Origin of the sequence: Macrococcus sp. 19Msa1099 (assembly GCA_019357535.2) — a bacterium.
Taxonomy (GTDB): Bacteria; Bacillota; Bacilli; order Staphylococcales; family Staphylococcaceae; genus Macrococcoides; species Macrococcoides psychrotolerans.
In genome coordinates this window covers 1,654,782-1,674,100 of record CP079955.1, presented here as the reverse complement: position 1 = coordinate 1,674,100, position 19,319 = coordinate 1,654,782, and the positions used below count along the sequence as shown (strand labels likewise).

13 protein-coding genes, 23 tRNA genes and 3 rRNA genes are annotated in these 19,319 nt (G+C 41.7%); 34 read left to right on the top strand and 5 right to left on the bottom strand.

Annotation, left to right across the window (positions count from 1 at the left end; all coding sequences use genetic code 11):
- Complete coding sequence (locus KYI10_08885) at window positions 1–405, bottom strand: YgzB family protein (protein QYA33949.1); 405 nt, start codon at window positions 403–405, stop codon at window positions 1–3.
- 537 nt (window positions 406–942) lie between these two features.
- Here KYI10_08885 and KYI10_08880 point away from each other — a divergent pair.
- From KYI10_08880 to KYI10_08755, 26 genes are all read left to right on the top strand, one after another.
- Window positions 943–2,496: ribosomal RNA gene (locus KYI10_08880) — 16S ribosomal RNA — on the top strand.
- Window positions 2,497–2,714: 218 nt separating this feature from the next.
- Window positions 2,715–5,639: ribosomal RNA gene (locus KYI10_08875) — 23S ribosomal RNA — on the top strand.
- 98 nt (window positions 5,640–5,737) lie between these two features.
- A 5S ribosomal RNA gene (gene rrf / locus KYI10_08870) occupies window positions 5,738–5,852 on the top strand.
- Together the 16S, 23S and 5S rRNA genes with 23 tRNA genes alongside form the textbook arrangement of a ribosomal RNA operon.
- A 10-nt stretch (window positions 5,853–5,862) precedes the next feature.
- Window positions 5,863–5,938, top strand: a tRNA-Val gene (locus KYI10_08865).
- 11 nt (window positions 5,939–5,949) lie between these two features.
- Window positions 5,950–6,025: transfer RNA gene (locus tag KYI10_08860), tRNA-Thr, on the top strand.
- A 6-nt stretch (window positions 6,026–6,031) separates the two neighbouring features.
- Window positions 6,032–6,107: transfer RNA gene (locus tag KYI10_08855), tRNA-Lys, on the top strand.
- 17 nt (window positions 6,108–6,124) lie between these two features.
- Window positions 6,125–6,208 (top strand) — tRNA-Leu (locus tag KYI10_08850).
- A gap of 5 nt (window positions 6,209–6,213) precedes the next feature.
- Window positions 6,214–6,288: transfer RNA gene (locus tag KYI10_08845), tRNA-Gly, on the top strand.
- Window positions 6,289–6,304: 16 nt separating this feature from the next.
- A tRNA-Leu gene (locus tag KYI10_08840) sits at window positions 6,305–6,393 on the top strand.
- Window positions 6,394–6,408: 15 nt separating this feature from the next.
- Window positions 6,409–6,485, top strand: a tRNA-Arg gene (locus KYI10_08835).
- Between the two features lie 13 nt (window positions 6,486–6,498).
- Window positions 6,499–6,572: transfer RNA gene (locus KYI10_08830), tRNA-Pro, on the top strand.
- A gap of 16 nt (window positions 6,573–6,588) precedes the next feature.
- A tRNA-Ala gene (locus KYI10_08825) sits at window positions 6,589–6,664 on the top strand.
- 19 nt (window positions 6,665–6,683) lie between these two features.
- Window positions 6,684–6,757 (top strand) — tRNA-Met (locus tag KYI10_08820).
- 35 nt (window positions 6,758–6,792) lie between these two features.
- Window positions 6,793–6,866, top strand: a tRNA-Ile gene (locus tag KYI10_08815).
- A 10-nt stretch (window positions 6,867–6,876) separates the two neighbouring features.
- Window positions 6,877–6,969 (top strand) — tRNA-Ser (locus KYI10_08810).
- 55 nt (window positions 6,970–7,024) lie between these two features.
- Window positions 7,025–7,098 (top strand) — tRNA-Met (locus KYI10_08805).
- 8 nt (window positions 7,099–7,106) lie between these two features.
- Window positions 7,107–7,182: transfer RNA gene (locus tag KYI10_08800), tRNA-Asp, on the top strand.
- Between the two features lie 5 nt (window positions 7,183–7,187).
- A tRNA-Phe gene (locus KYI10_08795) sits at window positions 7,188–7,260 on the top strand.
- Between the two features lie 19 nt (window positions 7,261–7,279).
- Window positions 7,280–7,355, top strand: a tRNA-Thr gene (locus KYI10_08790).
- 8 nt (window positions 7,356–7,363) lie between these two features.
- A tRNA-Tyr gene (locus tag KYI10_08785) sits at window positions 7,364–7,447 on the top strand.
- A gap of 32 nt (window positions 7,448–7,479) precedes the next feature.
- Window positions 7,480–7,553, top strand: a tRNA-Trp gene (locus KYI10_08780).
- A 2-nt stretch (window positions 7,554–7,555) separates the two neighbouring features.
- Window positions 7,556–7,628 (top strand) — tRNA-His (locus tag KYI10_08775).
- 12 nt (window positions 7,629–7,640) lie between these two features.
- Window positions 7,641–7,712, top strand: a tRNA-Gln gene (locus KYI10_08770).
- Between the two features lie 5 nt (window positions 7,713–7,717).
- A tRNA-Cys gene (locus KYI10_08765) sits at window positions 7,718–7,791 on the top strand.
- 19 nt (window positions 7,792–7,810) lie between these two features.
- Window positions 7,811–7,885 (top strand) — tRNA-Gly (locus tag KYI10_08760).
- Between the two features lie 103 nt (window positions 7,886–7,988).
- Window positions 7,989–8,070: transfer RNA gene (locus tag KYI10_08755), tRNA-Leu, on the top strand.
- Between the two features lie 24 nt (window positions 8,071–8,094).
- On the opposite strand, the gene KYI10_08750 is transcribed toward KYI10_08755, so the two are convergent.
- A complete protein-coding gene (locus KYI10_08750; GenBank protein QYA32455.1) occupies window positions 8,095–8,946 on the bottom strand; it encodes a hypothetical protein in 852 nt (283 codons plus the stop codon).
- A 306-nt stretch (window positions 8,947–9,252) separates the two neighbouring features.
- Window positions 9,253–9,807 carry an ATP-dependent Clp protease proteolytic subunit gene (locus KYI10_08745; GenBank protein ID QYA32454.1) on the bottom strand — a complete coding sequence of 185 codons (555 nt, stop codon included), beginning with the start codon at window positions 9,805–9,807 and terminating at the stop codon, window positions 9,253–9,255.
- Window positions 9,808–9,983: 176 nt separating this feature from the next.
- On the opposite strand from KYI10_08745, the gene KYI10_08740 reads away from it, so the two are divergent.
- Window positions 9,984–11,030 carry a PTS sugar transporter subunit IIC gene (locus KYI10_08740; GenBank protein QYA32453.1) on the top strand — a complete coding sequence of 349 codons (1,047 nt, stop codon included), beginning with the start codon at window positions 9,984–9,986 and terminating at the stop codon, window positions 11,028–11,030.
- A 94-nt stretch (window positions 11,031–11,124) separates the two neighbouring features.
- Here KYI10_08740 and KYI10_08735 read toward each other — a convergent pair whose 3' ends face one another.
- Window positions 11,125–12,291 carry an aminotransferase class I/II-fold pyridoxal phosphate-dependent enzyme gene (locus tag KYI10_08735; protein QYA32452.1) on the bottom strand — a complete coding sequence of 389 codons (1,167 nt, stop codon included), beginning with the start codon at window positions 12,289–12,291 and terminating at the stop codon, window positions 11,125–11,127.
- 175 nt (window positions 12,292–12,466) lie between these two features.
- Here KYI10_08735 and KYI10_08730 point away from each other — a divergent pair, with 175 nt between their 5' ends.
- The 6 genes from KYI10_08730 to KYI10_08705 all read left to right on the top strand — a co-directional run bounded on the left by KYI10_08730 (window position 12,467) and on the right by KYI10_08705 (window position 17,933).
- On the top strand, window positions 12,467–13,900 hold the full coding sequence (locus tag KYI10_08730; GenBank protein ID QYA33948.2) for an ABC transporter substrate-binding protein/permease: 1,434 nt from the start codon (window positions 12,467–12,469) through the stop codon (window positions 13,898–13,900).
- Window positions 13,893–14,615: an amino acid ABC transporter ATP-binding protein gene (locus tag KYI10_08725; protein QYA32451.1), complete on the top strand. Its 723-nt coding sequence runs from the start codon at window positions 13,893–13,895 to the stop codon at window positions 14,613–14,615. Before KYI10_08730 ends, KYI10_08725 begins: the two co-directional genes overlap by 8 nt.
- A gap of 59 nt (window positions 14,616–14,674) precedes the next feature.
- A complete protein-coding gene (gene queG / locus KYI10_08720) occupies window positions 14,675–15,796 on the top strand; it encodes a tRNA epoxyqueuosine(34) reductase QueG (protein QYA32450.1) in 1,122 nt (373 codons plus the stop codon).
- Complete coding sequence (gene trmL / locus KYI10_08715) at window positions 15,797–16,270, top strand: tRNA (uridine(34)/cytosine(34)/5-carboxymethylaminomethyluridine(34)-2'-O)-methyltransferase TrmL (GenBank protein ID QYA32449.1); 474 nt, start codon at window positions 15,797–15,799, stop codon at window positions 16,268–16,270.
- A 14-nt stretch (window positions 16,271–16,284) separates the two neighbouring features.
- On the top strand, window positions 16,285–17,019 hold the full coding sequence (gene nfsA, locus KYI10_08710; GenBank protein ID QYA32448.1) for an oxygen-insensitive NADPH nitroreductase: 735 nt from the start codon (window positions 16,285–16,287) through the stop codon (window positions 17,017–17,019).
- Between the two features lie 302 nt (window positions 17,020–17,321).
- Complete coding sequence (locus KYI10_08705) at window positions 17,322–17,933, top strand: glucosamine-6-phosphate isomerase (protein ID QYA32447.1); 612 nt, start codon at window positions 17,322–17,324, stop codon at window positions 17,931–17,933.
- Window positions 17,934–18,140: 207 nt separating this feature from the next.
- On the opposite strand, the gene KYI10_08700 is transcribed toward KYI10_08705, so the two are convergent.
- On the bottom strand, window positions 18,141–19,031 hold the full coding sequence (locus KYI10_08700) for a nuclease-related domain-containing protein (GenBank protein QYA32446.1): 891 nt from the start codon (window positions 19,029–19,031) through the stop codon (window positions 18,141–18,143).
- A gap of 79 nt (window positions 19,032–19,110) precedes the next feature.
- On the opposite strand from KYI10_08700, the gene KYI10_08695 reads away from it, so the two are divergent.
- A complete protein-coding gene (locus tag KYI10_08695; GenBank protein QYA32445.1) occupies window positions 19,111–19,251 on the top strand; it encodes an SAS053 family protein in 141 nt (46 codons plus the stop codon).
- Window positions 19,252–19,319: the final 68 nt, after the last annotated feature.

Here is a 19,319-nt window from a genome sequence, read left to right as displayed (position 1 = left end):
TTAGTTTCCGTTTTTATTTTGTTCTTCAAGTGCCTTGCTCTTTCTCTTATTATTGTAATCTTGATTGAACGCTTTACCTTCTAATGAAGGGTCAAGTGTCAATGGCTGGTTGCAGTTAGCACATATATCCGCTCTGCCAAGCATCTTTGTATAATGCTCACAGTTTGGACAGCGTACCTGTACAGTTCTTGTCGATAGCATACCAATCCAGAAATACATTACGAAACTAAATAAGAATAATAATGTACCAATCAATAAAAACAATGAAAACAGCAGTTTACTATGAGAGAAATAGAATATTGCCGCACCTATATACATTACAATCATTGCAATAAATATAATAGAAAGTGCCCAAGTGCGCATTCTGTTGATCTTACTCGTAGGTTTTCTATTGAATAACTTCAAATCATCATCTCCTATATATACTGACAAGAATTATAACATATTCTTTATATACTGTTATAATAACGCGCTATAATTAAAATGAGTGTTATAATATAAAGGATAATTATCAATAGAACTATAATATATAGAAGAAAGAATAATAAATAAAAAATAATTATAAAAAGGCTTGACGAATATGGGTTCACTTGTTAAGATATAAAAGTCGCAAAAACAAGCGACGCCAACGATTAAGCGTTTGAAAAACAAATTGAAAAAGTGTAAAAAAGACTATTGAAACTTTGTTCTCAAACATTTAATATTAATTGAGTAAGAACGGCGCACAAAACATTTCAAATAAGAAATCGTGAGTGTAAAACTTCTTCAAAATAAAGCTTGCAAACAAGAAAGAAACGTGTTAAACTTTTATCTTGTAGAAACAAAAATGAACATTGAAAACTGAATGACAATATGTCAACGTTAATTCCAATAATTTGAGTGATTAAGTTCACTCCCAAGAGTGATTGCCTCAAGCAATCAAAGAGCTTTATCAAGCAATCTATTATGGAGAGTTTGATCCTGGCTCAGGATGAACGCTGGCGGCGTGCCTAATACATGCAAGTCGAGCGAACGGACGAGAGTGCTTGCACTCTCTGATGTTAGCGGCGGACGGGTGAGTAACACGTGGGTAACCTACCTATAAGACTGGGATAACTTCGGGAAACCGGAGCTAATACCGGATAATATCTAGCTTCGCATGAAGCGATAGTGAAAGACGGTTCTGCTGTCACTTATAGATGGACCCGCGGTGTATTAGCTAGTTGGTGAGGTAACGGCTCACCAAGGCAACGATACATAGCCGACCTGAGAGGGTGATCGGCCACACTGGGACTGAGACACGGCCCAGACTCCTACGGGAGGCAGCAGTAGGGAATCTTCCGCAATGGACGAAAGTCTGACGGAGCAACGCCGCGTGAGTGAAGAAGGTTTTCGGATCGTAAAACTCTGTTGTAAGGGAAGAACAAGTACGTTAGTAACTGAACGTACCTTGACGGTACCTTACCAGAAAGCCACGGCTAACTACGTGCCAGCAGCCGCGGTAATACGTAGGTGGCAAGCGTTATCCGGAATTATTGGGCGTAAAGCGCGCGTAGGCGGTCTCTTAAGTCTGATGTGAAAGCCCCCGGCTCAACCGGGGAGGGTCATTGGAAACTGGGAGACTTGAGTGCAGAAGAGGAGAGTGGAATTCCATGTGTAGCGGTGAAATGCGCAGAGATATGGAGGAACACCAGTGGCGAAGGCGGCTCTCTGGTCTGTAACTGACGCTGAGGTGCGAAAGCGTGGGGATCAAACAGGATTAGATACCCTGGTAGTCCACGCCGTAAACGATGAGTGCTAAGTGTTGGGGGGTTTCCGCCCCTCAGTGCTGCAGCTAACGCATTAAGCACTCCGCCTGGGGAGTACGGTCGCAAGACTGAAACTCAAAGGAATTGACGGGGACCCGCACAAGCGGTGGAGCATGTGGTTTAATTCGAAGCAACGCGAAGAACCTTACCAAATCTTGACATCCTTTGACAACTCTAGAGATAGAGCTTTCCCCTTCGGGGGACAAAGTGACAGGTGGTGCATGGTTGTCGTCAGCTCGTGTCGTGAGATGTTGGGTTAAGTCCCGCAACGAGCGCAACCCTTATCTTTAGTTGCCATCATTAAGTTGGGCACTCTAGAGAGACTGCCGGTGACAAACCGGAGGAAGGTGGGGATGACGTCAAATCATCATGCCCCTTATGATTTGGGCTACACACGTGCTACAATGGATGGTACAAAGGGCAGCAAAACCGCGAGGTCAAGCAAATCCCATAAAACCATTCTCAGTTCGGATTGTAGTCTGCAACTCGACTACATGAAGCTGGAATCGCTAGTAATCGTAGATCAGCATGCTACGGTGAATACGTTCCCGGGTCTTGTACACACCGCCCGTCACACCACGAGAGTTTGTAACACCCGAAGCCGGTGGAGTAACCTTTTAGGAGCTAGCCGTCGAAGGTGGGACAGATGATTGGGGTGAAGTCGTAACAAGGTAGCCGTATCGGAAGGTGCGGCTGGATCACCTCCTTTCTAAGGATAATTACGGAAACAGACCCTCAGGTCTGTAGGAATTGACATTGACATATTGTATTCAGTTTTGAATGTTTATACATTCAGATTGTACTTTGAAAACTAGATAAAGTAAGAAGATATAAAGATTTTACCAAGCAAAACCGAGTGAGTTCATATTTGAATTCTTGAAAAAATCGCGCGTCTGCATTTATGCAGACATCACAATATTAATAACAGATTAAGTTATTAAGGGCGCACGGTGGATGCCTTGGCACTAGAAGCCGAAGAAGGACGTTACTAACGACGATATGCTCTGGGGAGCTGTAAGTAAGCTTTGATCCAGAGATTTCCGAATGGGGAAACCCAGCATGAGTTATGTCATGTTATCCATATGTGAATACATAGCATATGAGAAGGCACACCCGGAGAACTGAAACATCTAAGTACCCGGAGGAAGAGAAAGAAAATTCGATTCCCTTAGTAGCGGCGAGCGAAACGGGAAGAGCCCAAACCAGAGTGCTTGCACTCTGGGGTTGTAGGACACTCAACACGGAGTTACAAAGGAATAGTTTAGACGAATGACTTTGGAAAAGTCAGCCATAGAAGGTAAAGGCCCTGTAGTCGAAAAGTTATTCTCTCCTGAGTGGATCCTGAGTACGGCGGAACACGTGGAATTCCGTCGGAATCCGGGAGGACCATCTCCCAAGGCTAAATACTCTCTAGTGACCGATAGTGAACCAGTACCGTGAGGGAAAGGTGAAAAGCACCCCGGAAGGGGAGTGAAATAGAACCTGAAACCGTGTGCTTACAAGTAGTCAGAGCCCGTTAATGGGTGATGGCGTGCCTTTTGTAGAATGAACCGGCGAGTTACGATTTGATGCAAGGTTAAGCAGTATATGTGGAGCCGTAGCGAAAGCGAGTCTGAATAGGGCGAATGAGTATCAGGTCGTAGACCCGAAACCAGGTGATCTACCCATGTCCAGGTTGAAGTTCAGGTAACACTGAATGGAGGACCGAACCGACTTACGTTGAAAAGTGAGCGGATGAGGTGTGGGTAGCGGAGAAATTCCAATCGAACCTGGAGATAGCTGGTTCTCTCCGAAATAGCTTTAGGGCTAGCCTCGCATGATGATTACTGGAGGTAGAGCACTGTTTGGACTAGGGGCCCCCCTCGGGTTACCGAATTCAGACAAACTCCGAATGCCAGATAATTTAATGCGGGAGTCAGACTGCGGGTGATAAGGTCCGTAGTCGAGAGGGAAACAGCCCAGACCACCAGCTAAGGTCCCAAAATATATGTTAAGTGGAAAAGGATGTGGCGTTGCCCAGACAACTAGGATGTTGGCTTAGAAGCAGCCATCATTTAAAGAGTGCGTAATAGCTCACTAGTCGAGTGACGCTGCGCCGAAAATGTACCGGGGCTAAACATATTACCGAAGCTGTGGATTGTCCGTAGGACAATGGTAGGAGAGCGTTCTAAGGGCGTCGAAGCATGATCGTAAGGACATGTGGAGCGCTTAGAAGTGAGAATGCCGGTGTGAGTAGCGAAAGACGGGTGAGAATCCCGTCCACCGATTGACTAAGGTTTCCAGAGGAAGGCTCGTCCGCTCTGGGTTAGTCGGGACCTAAGCCGAGGCCGAATGGCGTAGGCGATGGACAACAGGTAGATATTCCTGTACCACCTAAGATTGTTTGAACGATGGGGGGACGCAGTAGGATAGGCGAAGCGTACTGTTGGTTATGTACGTCCAAGCACTGAGATTGAGTATCAGGCAAATCCGGTACTCACCAAGATCAAGGTGTGATGGGGAGCGAAATTATAGTAGCGAAGTCGTTGATTTCACACTGCCAAGAAAAGCCTCTAGTTAGAAATTAGGTGCCCGTACCGCAAACCGACACAGGTAGTCAAGATGAGAATTCTAAGGTGAGCGAGCGAACTCTCGTTAAGGAACTCGGCAAAATGACCCCGTAACTTCGGGAGAAGGGGTGCTTTTTAGGGTGCAAGCCTTGAAGAGCCGCAGTGAATAGGCCCAAGCGACTGTTTATCAAAAACACAGGTCTCTGCAAAACCGTAAGGTGAAGTATAGGGGCTGACGCCTGCCCGGTGCTGGAAGGTTAAAAGGAGTGGTTAGCGTATGCGAAGCTACGAATTGAAGCCCCAGTAAACGGCGGCCGTAACTATAACGGTCCTAAGGTAGCGAAATTCCTTGTCGGGTAAGTTCCGACCCGCACGAAAGGCGTAACGATTTGGGCACTGTCTCAACGAGAGACTCGGTGAAATCATAGTACCTGTGAAGATGCAGGTTACCCGCGACAGGACGGAAAGACCCCGTGGAGCTTTACTGCAGCCTGATATTGAAATTCGGCACAGCTTGTACAGGATAGGTAGGAGCCTTTGAAGCGTGAGCGTCAGCTTACGTGGAGGCGCTGGTGGGATACTACCCTGGCTGTGTTGACTTTCTAACCCGCGCCACTTATCGTGGCGGGAGACAGTGTCAGGCGGGCAGTTTGACTGGGGCGGTCGCCTCCTAAAGAGTAACGGAGGCGCTCAAAGGTTCCCTCAGAATGGTTGGAAATCATTCGCAGAGTGTAAAGGCACAAGGGAGCTTGACTGCGAGACCTACAAGTCGAGCAGGGTCGAAAGACGGACTTAGTGATCCGGTGGTTCCGCATGGAAGGGCCATCGCTCAACGGATAAAAGCTACCCCGGGGATAACAGGCTTATCTCCCCCAAGAGTTCACATCGACGGGGAGGTTTGGCACCTCGATGTCGGCTCATCGCATCCTGGGGCTGTAGTCGGTCCCAAGGGTTGGGCTGTTCGCCCATTAAAGCGGTACGCGAGCTGGGTTCAGAACGTCGTGAGACAGTTCGGTCCCTATCCGTCGTGGGCGTAGGAAATTTGAGAGGAGCTGTCCTTAGTACGAGAGGACCGGGATGGACATACCTCTGGTGTACCAGTTGTCGCGCCAGCGGCATAGCTGGGTAGCTATGTATGGACGGGATAAGTGCTGAAAGCATCTAAGCATGAAGCCCCCCTCAAGATGAGATTTCCCAACTTCGGTTATAAGATCCCTCAAAGATGATGAGGTTAATAGGTTCGAGGTGGAAGTACAGTGATGTATGGAGCTGACGAATACTAATCGATCGAAGACTTAATCAATTTTATAGATTTTTTATTCGGGATTGCCGGGTAGAATCTAATATATCTTACTTACTTTATCTAGTTTTGAAAGTATAAACTATTTATTCTTTCATTTGTCTGGTGACGATGGCAGAGAGGTCACACCTGTTCCCATACCGAACACAGAAGTTAAGCTCTCTAGCGCCGATGGTAGTTGGTCTTACGATCCGCGAGAGTAGGACGTTGCCGGGCAATATACCCAGGAGGATTAGCTCAGCTGGGAGAGCATCTGCCTTACAAGCAGAGGGTCGGCGGTTCGAGCCCGTCATCCTCCACCATTTAATATTATGCCGGAATAGCTCAACTGGTAGAGCAACTGACTTGTAATCAGTAGGTTGAGGGTTCAAGTCCTTTTTCCGGCACCATTTCTAGAGCCATTAGCTCAGTTGGTAGAGCATTTGACTTTTAATCAAAGGGTCAGAGGTTCGAATCCTCTATGGCTCACCATTTTAATAATTTTATATGCGGGTGTGGCGGAATTGGCAGACGCACTAGACTTAGGATCTAGCGCCTTTGGCGTGGGGGTTCGACTCCCTTCACCCGCACCATTTTTGCGAAAGTAGTTCAGTGGTAGAATACAACCTTGCCAAGGTTGGGGTCGCGGGTTCGAATCCCGTCTTTCGCTCCATTATTAAATTTTGAATGCCGGGGTGGCGGAACTGGCAGACGCACAGGACTTAAAATCCTGCGGTAAGTGATTACCGTACCGGTTCGATTCCGGTCCTCGGCACCATTTAATTTTTAATATGCGCCCGTAGCTCAATTGGATAGAGCGTTTGACTACGGATCAAAAGGTTAGGGGTTCGACTCCTCTCGGGCGCGCCATTTTTATTAGCTACGGGAAGTAGCTCAGCTTGGTAGAGCACTTGGTTTGGGACCAAGGGGTCGCAGGTTCGAATCCTGTCTTCCCGACTCGCTTTACATATATGGGGGCTTAGCTCAGCTGGGAGAGCGCCTGCTTTGCACGCAGGAGGTCAGCGGTTCGATCCCGCTAGTCTCCACCATAAACTTAATTATTATTTCGGCGGCGTAGCTCAGCTGGCTAGAGCGTACGGTTCATACCCGTGAGGTCGGGGGTTCGATCCCCTCTGCCGCCACTATTTATTTTAATAAGTGTTTACCTTTGGATTTAGGACCTTTAGCTCAGTTGGTTAGAGCAAACGGCTCATAACCGTTTGGTCGCAGGTTCGAGTCCTGCAAGGTCCACTTTATATATGGAGGAATACCCAAGTCCGGCTGAAGGGATCGGTCTTGAAAACCGACAGGGGCTTAACGGCTCGCGGGGGTTCGAATCCCTCTTCCTCCGCCATTATTTTTTACTTCAGCACTCAATAAAATATGGTTTTCAATTTATTTATTATTATCGCGGGATGGAGCAGTCTGGTAGCTCGTCGGGCTCATAACCCGAAGGTCGGTGGTTCAAATCCGCCTCCCGCAATTATTAGTGGTCCCGTGGTGTAGCGGTTAACATGCCTGCCTGTCACGCAGGAGATCGCGGGTTCGATTCCCGTCGGGACCGCCATGTATGGCTCAGTAGCTCAGTCGGTAGAGCAAAGGATTGAAAATCCTTGTGTCGGCGGTTCGATTCCGTCCTGAGCCATCTTTTTATTTTGTATTATGCCGGAATAGCTCAACTGGTAGAGCAACTGACTTGTAATCAGTAGGTTGAGGGTTCAAGTCCTTTTTCCGGCACCATTCCATCTGGAGGGGTAGCGAAGTGGCTAAACGCGGCGGACTGTAAATCCGCTCCTTCGGGTTCGGCAGTTCGAATCTGCCCCCCTCCACCATTTGATTCATACATATGCTATAATATTAATATAGGGGCATAGTTCAACGGTAGAATAGAGGTCTCCAAAACCTTTGGTGTGGGTTCGATTCCTACTGCCCCTGCCATGGCGATTGTGGCGAAGTGGTTAACGCATCGGATTGTGGTTCCGACATTCGTGGGTTCGATTCCCATCAGTCGCCCTTTATTATTAATGGGCTATAGCCAAGCGGTAAGGCAACGGACTTTGACTCCGTCACTCGTTGGTTCGAATCCAGCTAGCCCAGTTAAAGGCGCCATAGCCAAGTGGTAAGGCCGAGGTCTGCAAAACCTCTATCACCGGTTCAAATCCGGTTGGCGCCTCCATCTTTACTAATTTTATATTGCGGGAGTATTTCAACTTTTAGAATACAGATCTTCCTGATCTGAGGTGTAGGTGTAAGTCCTACCTTCCGCTCCATTTATAGTTACCATAGGGTAGCTTATTTTTTTCTTACACACTGTCATTGACTATCCTGGTAATTAGCACTATACTTAGTTTGCTACAATTAATTTAATATTTAGCCACCGTGGCGGAATTGGCAGACGCGCCGGACTCAAAATCCGGTTCCTCACGGAGTGTCGGTTCGACCCCGACCGGTGGTATACTAAAGCCTCTAAACATTGCGTTTAGAGGCTTTTATTTATGATACGTTCATATGTCTGTTCGGTTATTTGAGTGAAGTGATTCGATGGGATTGATTCAATCATATCCATCGCCTTAATAATGTAATCACATGCGCTTTTATCATTACCTAATCGCTCTTCATTTAAAGCAAGATATGTGTATTTCTGTGCATGTATACTTACGTCCGCAAGCGCCATAAATTTTGTATCAGCGTCATCGCTTTTCAAAATGGAAATTGCGCTGTCGTATTGTTGTAAGTTATAAAGTGCAATTGCTTTATATAAGCTCCAGAAGTCCTCGAAGTTATCGCTTACTTGCTGCTGATACTGATCGTGCTTTAACAGTGTATCTCTTTGATCCAGTAGGTATAACAGCTTATGATATTCCTCGTTAAAGAAGTAATAGATGATATCTGTTGTAAATATATCGAAGTTTGTCTGAAAATCATCTGGATTTAACAGCTTTATATTATCAAATTTTTTATATGTGTCTCTATAGTGTGTTTCATCCTGATTCAATATATACATGACGCACAATGATTTATATATTGGTGTCAGATGTTTGTAAGTCTTGTTCTCTATACATTTTTCTTCAGCAAGCTTAAAGTATTTAATACAGTCATCAATATCGTAGTTCTGATAGCAGAACGTTCCGATTGATACGAGTAAGTTAGGGATGATATTTGGATTTGTAACAGATAGGTCATCTTTATAAGTTTCATAAGTTGTAATCGCATGCTGCAATGCTTTATCGTAATCCCTTACAAGATAATATATGCTTGCGTAATCTTTTTCAACCTCTATTAATTCATTTATATCATCATTATCAGCATAGATTGATTTCGCTTTATTCATATATTTCACAGCATTATCAATATCATTAATGCGTGCTTTCGTATATGCATAATGCTTAAATATGAAGGCACCCTTTCTGTTATGCTGTATGTCATTAATAACAGGGGATAGGATTCCATCAATTTCTTTCTGATAAGAAATATTCGGTACTTTTAATATCTGTTGAATTTCGTTATAAATTAGGAGCTTTAATAAGAAAGTAAATATGCAGCATTAATAAGCTAGAGGTCATTACTTCACTAAATATTTGTTGCTTCTTTAATTCCAAAAAAATCTCAATGCAACGTAATGTGCATTGAGATTTTTTTAGATTTCTTTTTGGTTTTCAATAATTTTATTTACGATACCGTATTCTTTTGCTTCTTCTGTATTTAACCAGTAGTCACGGCCTGTATGCTGCTCGACTTCTTCTACAGATTTACCAGTTTCACGTGCGATTAATTCATTTAACTTTTGGCGTGTACGGATAATTTCTTTCGCTGTAATCTCCATATTTGACGCTTGTCCTTGAGTGCCCCCACTTGGCTGATGGATCATAAAGCGTGTATTTGGTAATGCGTAACGATTTTCTTTCTTACCTGATAAGTAAATTAATACGCCCGCACTCACTACCCAACCTGCACCAATAATCTTCACTTCTGATTCGACGAAATTAATCATATCGTGAATTAGATAACCAGAGTCTACATGTCCACCAGGAGATGAGATGATTAATTTAATTGGTTCATGATTGATTGAATCTAAAAGTAATAATTGATTGACAACTTCTTTCGCTGATTTGTCATCAATACCTCCAGAGATTAGGATTGTTCTTGATTCTATCATTTTTTCTAACATTAGATCTTTGTTTTCGTTTGTCATAATAAGCCTCCTATATGCTTGTTATTTTTATTTTATTGGTTTGGTCAATTTAAGTCAAACATAATACTCACGGATTTATAAGATTATAATTGCGTTATATTTTTCAAAAATTTATTGCTTTTAAGTAATGAAGTATGTTAAAAATATAATCAATACGAAAAAGGGTAGGTGTAACAATGAGGTTAACTCCAAAACAGTTTTTTATGAATATTCTTAATGGTATGGCGGCAGGTATTGTCGTTGCACTTGTACCGAATGCGATGCTTGGTGAATTGTTTAAGTATCTCGCACAATATAATGATATTTTTATAAATTTAGGGCACTTGCTGATGGTGTTCCAGTTTACGCTAAGCTTACTTGCTGGTATTACAATTGGTGCTCAGTTTAAGTTTAGTGCACTGCAGACAGCGATACTCTCAGGAGCATCGATGCTCGGTTCTGGTGCTGTTCAGTTTAATGGCAAAGGTTTTCAGTTCGTCGGTATTGGTGACTTGATTAATATGATGCTGACGATTGCTATCAGTGCAGCGATATTAATCTATGCCGGCAACAAGATGGGTAGTTTAAATATTGTATTTTTACCGTTACTTGCTGGAATTCTGCCTGGCTTCATTGGTACGCTGACTTTACCTTACGTAAAGCACGTTACGGGAGCGATTGGTCAGATGATTGAACGCTTCACAGAACTGAATCCATTGATGATGTGTATATTGATCGGTATTACATTCAGTTTACTGATGGCAACACCTATTTCTCTTGTGGCTATTGCTACTGTGATTAGTCTTTCAGGACTAGGAAGCGGGGCAGCGAATCTCGGAATTGTAGCATGTTGCTACACGTTTATCTTTGGTTCATTAAAGGTGAATGATCGCGGAACGGTACTGACTTTAATTATTGGTGCTGCGAAGATGATGATGCCTGTATACTTCAAGAACCCTTTAATTGCTTTACCGCTCTTTATTAACGGGATTGTGGCTGGACTATGTGCATATTTCTTTAATGTTCAAGGTACGCCGATGAGTGCAGGTTTCGGATATACAGGGCTCGTTGGTCCAATTAATGCGCTGAAGTTCATGGAAGGAAGTTTCGCTGCAAATATACTCAGCCTGCTTCTCGCATACGTGATCATTCCATTGCCGATCGCATTTGTTACACATATCGTTCTAAAGAAAGTTATGCCGAAATATCAGGATAGCTTGTATAAGTTTACGCCACAGCAGTAGTTTGTTTTAGATATTGATATCATGACAAAGAAATAACCCATGTGCAATGAAGATATGCAATCTTCGTAGCGCATGGGTTTATTTTTATATAAATTTATTTCGGTTGTTTTGGATAATTATTCAGGAATCGTTCAAGTCTTACACAGGCTTCTTTAATTTCTTCCATTGTTGATGCGAAAGACAGACGGATATGACCTTCTCCGTATTTAGAGAAAGCACTGCCAGGAACAACTGCAAGACGTTCGGATTCTAGTAAGTCTGTAGCAAACTGATATGAGTCTGAATTATAGGCAGAGATATCCGGGAAGATATAGAAAGCACCTTGAGGTTTTTCTACGGGTAATCCCATCTGGGTTAATTTGTCATAAAGATAGTCTCTACGCTCTTTATATGCTTTATTCATTGATATGATCTCTTTATTATCATGTGTGAACGCGCTAAGCGCCCCGTACTGACTTGGTGTTGCTACACAGATAGAGTTGTATAGATGAACGCTTGTAACGTGTGTAATGAGTTCAGGCGTAGATACAACATAGCCGACACGTGCGCCAGTGATTGCATGTGATTTCGATAACCCATTGATAACAAATAATCGATCACGAACACTGTCAAATTCGATAAATGAATGATGTTCTACATCATATATATTCTCTGAATAAATTTCATCTGTCACGATAAAGATATCTTCATCTTTCAGCACATCTACAAGACCTTTAATCTGGTCATACGTCAATGTCTTTCCGGTTGGATTTGTCGGATAGTTAAAAAGAATCGCTTTCGTATCTTTAGTGATTGCTCTTTTGACCGCTTCTGGTGTCGGAATTAAATGTGTATCGCGCGTGTCAATGTTCACGACTTTAGCACCGAGCAACTTCAGAATTGGTTCATATCCAAGATAACTTGGAGAAGGAATAATCACCTCATCTCCTGGATTAATGATGCTTCTAAAAATATCATCTATTGCTTCTGATCCTCCGTTTGTTACGACAATCTGATGCTCAGCATCATAGTCAACGTTGAAGTCAAGTTTTAACTTATCACTGATAGCCTGACGCAGTTCAATAAGACCACGGTTATGTGTATAGCGCAGTTTATTGTCATTGATTGCTTCAATCATCGCATCTTTAATATATTGTGGTGCGTCGAAACCGGACTGACCGAGCGTTAAATCAACAGCATCGTGTAGACCTGCTACTTTATTTGCGAATTCTCTTGTCCCTGGAATGGTTACTTCTAAGATATTGTTGTTTAATGTTGGCATATGTTTCACTCTTTCGTTAGTTTGTTCTATAAATTGTACAGTAATGATTATAAAGAATCAAAAAAATAAAAATTATTAGAACATTTGTAAAAATAAAAATCTTGTATAATTATTCTATATAATGTATAATTCGATTATAACAGAAAGGGGTACTCATATGAAAATAAGAAATGTCATGCAATTAACATTCGTGTTTATAGTATTACTATCCGTTTTTCCTTTTTCTACAGCGCGTAGTGCGACAGACCAATATGATGTGGTTAAGAAGAATGGAGTACTACGTGTGGGTCTGTCAGCAGATTACGCACCCTATGAATTCGAAAAGACAAAGAATGGTAAGCGAGTATATGCAGGGATTGATATAGAGCTCTCCAAAAAACTTGCCAAAGATTTAGGTGTGGAGCTCAAAATCGTCAATATGCAGTTTGATAGCTTGCTAGGGGCACTTAAAACAGGAAAGATTGATATGATTGCTTCGGGTATGAGTCCAACGCCTGAGCGTAAGAAAGAAGTAGATTTTACAGACTACTATATGCATGTACAGCAACGTATGATTATACAAAAGAAAGATAAAGATAAATTAAAGGCGATAGAAGATTTTACTGGTAAAGCGATCGGTGTACAGAAACAGACGACACAAGAAGAGCTAGCTAAGAAAGAAATACCAGAAGCAGAGGTGCAGTCATTAACACGTGTTCCAGAAATAATCATGTCGCTCAATACAGGAAAGATTGATGGTGTGATATTAGAAGGCCCAGTAGGAGAGGCGTATCTTTCTCAAAATAAAACCTTAGCATTCTCAGAGTTGCAGTTTGCAGATGCTGAAAAAGGAACAGCGATTGCTATTCCCAAAAATTCACCGAAACTGTTAAGTGAATTAAATAAACATATAAAGGAAGTAAATGATAAGAATTTAATTCAGGATTATAAAGATAAAGCAAATCAGGAGATGTTTGATGATGGCTCATTCTTTAGTAAATATGGAACATTCTTTATCCAGGGGATTGGTGGAACGATTGTTATTTCATTAATTGGTGTACTTCTTGGTTCATTATTTGGAGGTATCCTGGCATTTATGAAACTAAGCAAGAATATTATTGCCAGAACGATATCATGGATCTATATCGAGTTTATTCGTGGAACACCGTTACTCGTCCAAGTATTCTTGGTGTACTTCGGTACGACAGCAGTACTCGGCATCGATCTTTCAGCATTCATCTGCGGTGCGATTGCACTTGTGATCAACTGTGCAGCATATATAGCTGAGATTATTCGTGCAGGGATTAAAGCAGTGGACAAAGGACAGATGGAAGCGGCACGTTCACTTGGATTAAGCAATTCGCAGGCGATGAACAAAGTCATTATGCCACAAGCAATCAAGAAGATATTGCCAGCACTTGGTAATGAATTTATTACTGTGATTAAAGAGTCATCTATCGTTTCGGTGATCGGGGTATCTGAACTGATGTTCAATGCTCAAGTGGTGCAAGGTGCATCGTTTGATCCATTTACACCGTTATTGATAGCAGCAGTTGTGTACTTTATACTGACATTCGGATTGTCGCGTGTGATGAATGTCTTTGAAAGGAGGATGAGTGTAAGTGATTAGTGTGAATAAGCTATATAAAAGTTTTGGAGAAGTTGAAGTGTTAAAAGGCATTGACCTTGAAGTAAGTACCGGTGAGGTTGTTGCAATCATCGGACCTTCTGGAAGCGGAAAGTCAACATTATTACGTTGTTTGAACTTGCTTGAAACCCCAACGAGCGGAGAAATTATCTTCGAAGGCAATCAGCTTACAGCGAAAGGGACAAACATCAATAAACTAAGGCAGAAGATGGGGATGGTATTTCAGAGCTTTAACCTTTTTCCCCATAAGACGGTTATTGAGAATCTAATGCTTGCACCTTCCTTGCTTAATAAAGGAGATAAATCTGGGTTAAAGGCAACAGCTCTGGAATTGCTTGATAAAGTTGGATTACAGGATAGAGCAGAATATTATCCGTCGCAGCTTTCAGGTGGGCAGAAGCAGCGTGTTGCAATTGCACGTGCACTGGCGATGAACCCTGATGTGATGCTCTTTGATGAACCAACATCAGCACTGGATCCAGAAGTAGTAGGAGATGTACTGCAAGTTATGAAGAAGCTTGCACTTGAAGGGATGACGATGGTCGTTGTAACACATGAGATGGGTTTTGCCAGAGAAGTAGCAGATCGTGTCATCTTTATGGATAAAGGAGTGGTGCAAGAGGAAGGACCGCCTTCTGAACTTTTTACAAACCCTAAGCATGAAAGAACAAAGAGCTTTTTATCTAAAGTATTGTAAGCGTGTGGGATATCCACATGCTTTTTTGTGTTAAACTATAAATGTTTAGGAGGTGTACGATGAACGAACAGTTAAAACAGGAGATTATCGCATATAGTAAGACGGTCGGCATTGATGCGATTGGCTTTACGACGGCAGATCCTTTCCATGAGCTGCGACCGAAACTAGAATCTTATTACAACTCAGGCTATGCATCAGGATTTGAGAAAGGTTCTATTGAAGAGCGCATTGACCCGAAGCTATCATTACCAGAGGCACAGTCCATCATCGCGATTGCAGTAGGTTATCCGAATAAGTTACCGAACACTCCTAAAAGCATGCGCGGGGCGCGTCGTGGGATATTCGCACGGGCGTCGTGGGGTATAGATTATCATACACTTCTAAATCGACGCTTATCATTGCTTGAATCATTTATATTAGAACGTGTGCCCGATGCAAAAGTAATGAATATGGTGGATACAGGTGTGCTAAGTGATCGTGCGGTAGCAGAGCGTGCAGGACTTGGGTACGCAGCGAAGAATGGCTTTATATTAAATAAGACACTTGGGACTTGGACCTATTTAGGAGAGATGCTGATCTCTATTCCGTTTACACCTGACCATCCAGTTATCGATTCATGTCTCGACTGTACGATATGTATCGATCGATGCCCTACAGGTGCGCTGCTTGGTGATGGACAACTCGATTCCAATAAATGTATCAGTTTCTTAACGCAGACGAAAGGATTTATGCCGGATGAATACCGGGGGAAGATTGGTAACAGGTTATACGGTTGTGATACATGTCAGCAAGTATGTCCTAAAAATCGTGGCATCAATACGACGCACGATGATATTGAACTGGAACCACAAACTTTAAAGCCATTACTTGTGCCGCTTTTAAAGATGAATAACAAACAGTTTAAGAATGAATATGGTCATCTTGCTGGTGCATGGCGTGGTAAGAAGCCGATTCAGCGTAATGCTATCTTAGCGCTTGCGCACTTCAAGGAAATAGATGCCATTGATGACCTGAAAGAGGTCGCGGAAAATGATGTGCGACCAGAAATTAAAGGGACCGCATACTGGGCACTTGGAAAAATTAGTATGTCTACCCATGATTATTTAAGAGAAAGATATACGCAGGAAACAGATAATGATGTTAAAATAGAAATATTAAAAAGTTTAGGAAGTGTAGAATAGATGTCATCAATCAATATCGTATTATATCAACCAGAAATACCAGCAAATACAGGAAATATCGCGCGTAGTTGCGCAGCTACAGATACAGATCTGCATTTAATTCGACCGTTAGGGTTCTCGACCGACGACAAGATGTTGCGTCGCGCAGGTTTAGATTACTGGAAATTTGTCAATATTACGTACTATGACAGTATCGAAGAATTCTTTGAGAAGAATAAAGGACATTACTATTTACTGACGAAGTTCGGTAAGAAACCACATACAACATTTGATTACAGCAACACAGATGAGAAACATTACTTTATATTTGGTAAAGAAACGACAGGACTCCCTGACTGGGTAAAGGAAAAATATATGGATACAGCGCTTCGTATACCGATGAACGATAATGTACGTTCACTTAATCTGTCGAATACAGCAGCGATTTTAATATATGAGGCATTGCGTCAGCAGAACTATCCAGGATTAAAATAATTCGGAGGTGCACTATGGATACAATCGATTTACTACTCAATCATCGTTCAATACGCAAATTTAAGGATGAACCTTTATCCCAAGAACAAATTAAGACATTAGTAACTGCAGCACAGCATGCATCGACTTCAAGCTACGTTCAAAGCTACTCAATTATAGGAGTAACAGACCCTGAGCTAAAGGCACAGCTAAGGGCAGTTAGCACTCAGAGCTATGTCGAACATAACGGTCACCTGTTTGTGTTTGTCGTAGACTTTAATCGTCATCATCATCTTGGACAGCATTTTAATACGAGCGTCGATGATTACTTTGGAACAACGGAATCATTAATTGTAGGGACGGTAGATGCCGCACTTGCAGCTCAGAATATGGCAGTAGCAGCAGAAAGTATGGGTTTAGGGATATGTTATATCGGTTCATTAAGAAACGATATAGCGCGTGTGAGTGAATTGCTGAATTTACCGGAGTATACGTATCCGTTATTTGGTATGGTAGCAGGGGTGCCGGATCAGGCAGGTAGCCAGAAAGAACGTCTACCATTTGACGTCGTTTATCACGAAAACAAATATCAGCCATTTGATTTCAATGATTATAAAGATTATGATGCGCGTGTGAGTGCGTATTATAAAGAAAGAACGAACGGTGAGAGAGATGATGCCTGGAGTGCGCAAGTCATTGGTATGTTAAAGGGTAAACCGAGACTTGATGTCGATGAGGTATTAAAGTCAAAAGGGTTTTTAAAACAATAAAAAAAGCAGCCGAAGCTGCTTTTTACTTGTCTAGATCTTCTTCTTTTAAACCGTAACTAGATTCACGGCCAGCTGTTAAGATAGCAGTTAAGAACGCGATACATACCATACCGATTAATAAAGTATTCATTGGTACTCCCCCTAAATAACATTAATATACACATTATAACCTAAAGTTCGAATAAATTAAACATTATTTCTAACCGCCCTTTATAAATTATAAGGTTATGTATGCTAATTTTAGGGTAAGAGTAAAAGTAATCATGTATAATGAAAAAGAGATTAATTAGGAGGAAAACATCATGGCAATGAACTTTAAAGTATTTGAAGATAAATCAACAGCAGCAAATTATGTGGCAGACTTATTCCGTAAACAGATGAACAATAACCCAACTTCTATTATTGCAACAGCATTAGGCAATGAGGCTGATGCTGTACTTGCAGAACTTTCTGCGGATGTGGCAAAGACACCAGTAGATATGAGCCAGATTCACATCTTTGATTATGACAAGAAACAAGCAGAATATTTAAATATCGGTATTGTGGAAAGTCAGTATCATAAAGGTGGTAAAGGAAGTATTATGTCTTTGATCGATGAAGAAGCAAAGACTAAAGAGAATAAAGGAAAACTGACAACCTTATTTGCATCTGTAACAAGCAGTGGAGCAGTAGGCTATAAGGAGCTGGATCAAGACGATGACAAAGGTTTACGTGCCGCACGTGAAGTTGTTCTTATCTTAACAGGTCGTGATAAAGCGGATATAGTTCGTAATCTTTATAAAACTGAAGCGGGTGGACGCTTCGAAGCGGCTAATCTTAAGACGCATCGAATGGTTAACGTTATTATGGATAAAGAAGCAGCACAAGGTTTGCCAGAAGACGTGCGTGAATATTTCTATCAAATGTATAGCTAATTGAAGTAAAGGCCCGGATGAGGGTCTTTTTTTGTTGAGTGATGTTGAAGGAGTAGATGTGAATGTCCGAATAGTAGCCATTCGCAGGTGAAATTTAGTCCGGGTGTCCAAAAAAGTGACACTCGCGGGTGAAAATTGGTACGAGTGACCGAAAAAGTGACACTCTCGGGTGAAATTTAGTCCGAGTGACCAAAAAAGTGACGCTCATTATTTTTCTCTTTTAATGCTTAACTGAAATGGCTGCTTAATCTCTTGTTTATCCCAATACCTCCTTAAATTTCGTTCGCTCATCAGTCCACCGAACCAGTCATAGAGTAGTGCTGTCGTTATTACTATATTCGGAAACAGTATTGGCAGATCTTCGAAGCTTGCCCCGATAATCTCACGACTTGAAAATGTCGTCTTACAATACGTACATTGAAACTTCCGAGAAGATTGTTTGATTAATTCGTGATAACAACTCGGACAGTATGCTCCTTTGTCAACTTCGTGATATCGTATTTCTAATGGTCTATCAAAGTCATTTGGTTTTCTCATTTGAATAAGCTCAGCCGCAACGACCTGATTATAAAACTTTGGTCTCTCTATAGAATTAAAGAATGCTTTATAATTATGCATCGTTAAATAGTGATCGTGATGTTTAGAATAAATCATCTGATTTTTATTCGTAAAAAACGGCATGACAATAATGTTGTCGACTTTAAATTCAAATACAGAGCACATAAGCTTCTTTATCTTCTCAATCTGATTATTCAAGGAATGAAACACTTCGCCATTAGCGAGATAATAAAGCGCACCATCATAGGTCAAATCAAAGTTAAAGTATTTCACTTCAAAAATATATAAAGTATTTTCGATAATTAAGATAGAATCAATCTGAAATTGGGTATAATTAATAGTATAGTTTAAATCAGTTAAATAAATACATGAGTCATTACTGAAGTGTTCATGTATCAATTCATCAGCTATTACTTCACCGATATAGCCGAGTTCCTTCTTTTCAAGGTCGCGTACATTGGTGTCACTGAAATGATATCTGTGTTTAAGGTGCATAAAGCTGTAGACTTGTTGTGAGGGGATTCTTACGATGTATTGCATGAGGATTCTCCTTATAGTTTGGTATCAGATTATATTATAGTTAACAAATATTAACTTTTAGTTAAAGGAGTGTTAAATTATGTCAACTCATCGCTATGAAGATCAGGAAAATGAAATGGTTACTAACTTTGAAGATGTCGTAGAGCTCGGTAAAGAGATGGAACAAATATCAGAACAGAACGCCGAAGATCATGAAGAAAAGCAAGATGACGAAGCGTAATTAAGAATCAGAATACATGATATGTATTCTGATTTTTTTGTTAATTATTAATGAATGAAAGCGTTATT

Bases quoted from the DNA above. Each gene is read 5' to 3' on its own strand.
- KYI10_08705 (QYA32447.1), top strand. From the start codon at position 17,322: ATGGCAATGAACTTTAAAGTATTTGAAGATAAATCAACAGCAGCAAAT.
- KYI10_08735 (QYA32452.1), bottom strand. From the start codon at position 12,291: ATGCCAACATTAAACAACAATATCTTAGAAGTAACCATTCCAGGGACA.
- KYI10_08730 (QYA33948.2), top strand. From the start codon at position 12,467: ATGCAATTAACATTCGTGTTTATAGTATTACTATCCGTTTTTCCTTTT.
- queG (QYA32450.1), top strand. From the start codon at position 14,675: ATGAACGAACAGTTAAAACAGGAGATTATCGCATATAGTAAGACGGTC.
- nfsA (QYA32448.1), top strand. From the start codon at position 16,285: ATGGATACAATCGATTTACTACTCAATCATCGTTCAATACGCAAATTT.
- KYI10_08740 (QYA32453.1), top strand. From the start codon at position 9,984: ATGAGGTTAACTCCAAAACAGTTTTTTATGAATATTCTTAATGGTATG.
- trmL (QYA32449.1), top strand. From the start codon at position 15,797: ATGTCATCAATCAATATCGTATTATATCAACCAGAAATACCAGCAAAT.
- KYI10_08750 (QYA32455.1), bottom strand. From the start codon at position 8,946: ATGAATAAAGCGAAATCAATCTATGCTGATAATGATGATATAAATGAA.
- KYI10_08700 (QYA32446.1), bottom strand. From the start codon at position 19,031: ATGCAATACATCGTAAGAATCCCCTCACAACAAGTCTACAGCTTTATG.
- KYI10_08745 (QYA32454.1), bottom strand. From the start codon at position 9,807: ATGACAAACGAAAACAAAGATCTAATGTTAGAAAAAATGATAGAATCA.
- KYI10_08695 (QYA32445.1), top strand. From the start codon at position 19,111: ATGTCAACTCATCGCTATGAAGATCAGGAAAATGAAATGGTTACTAAC.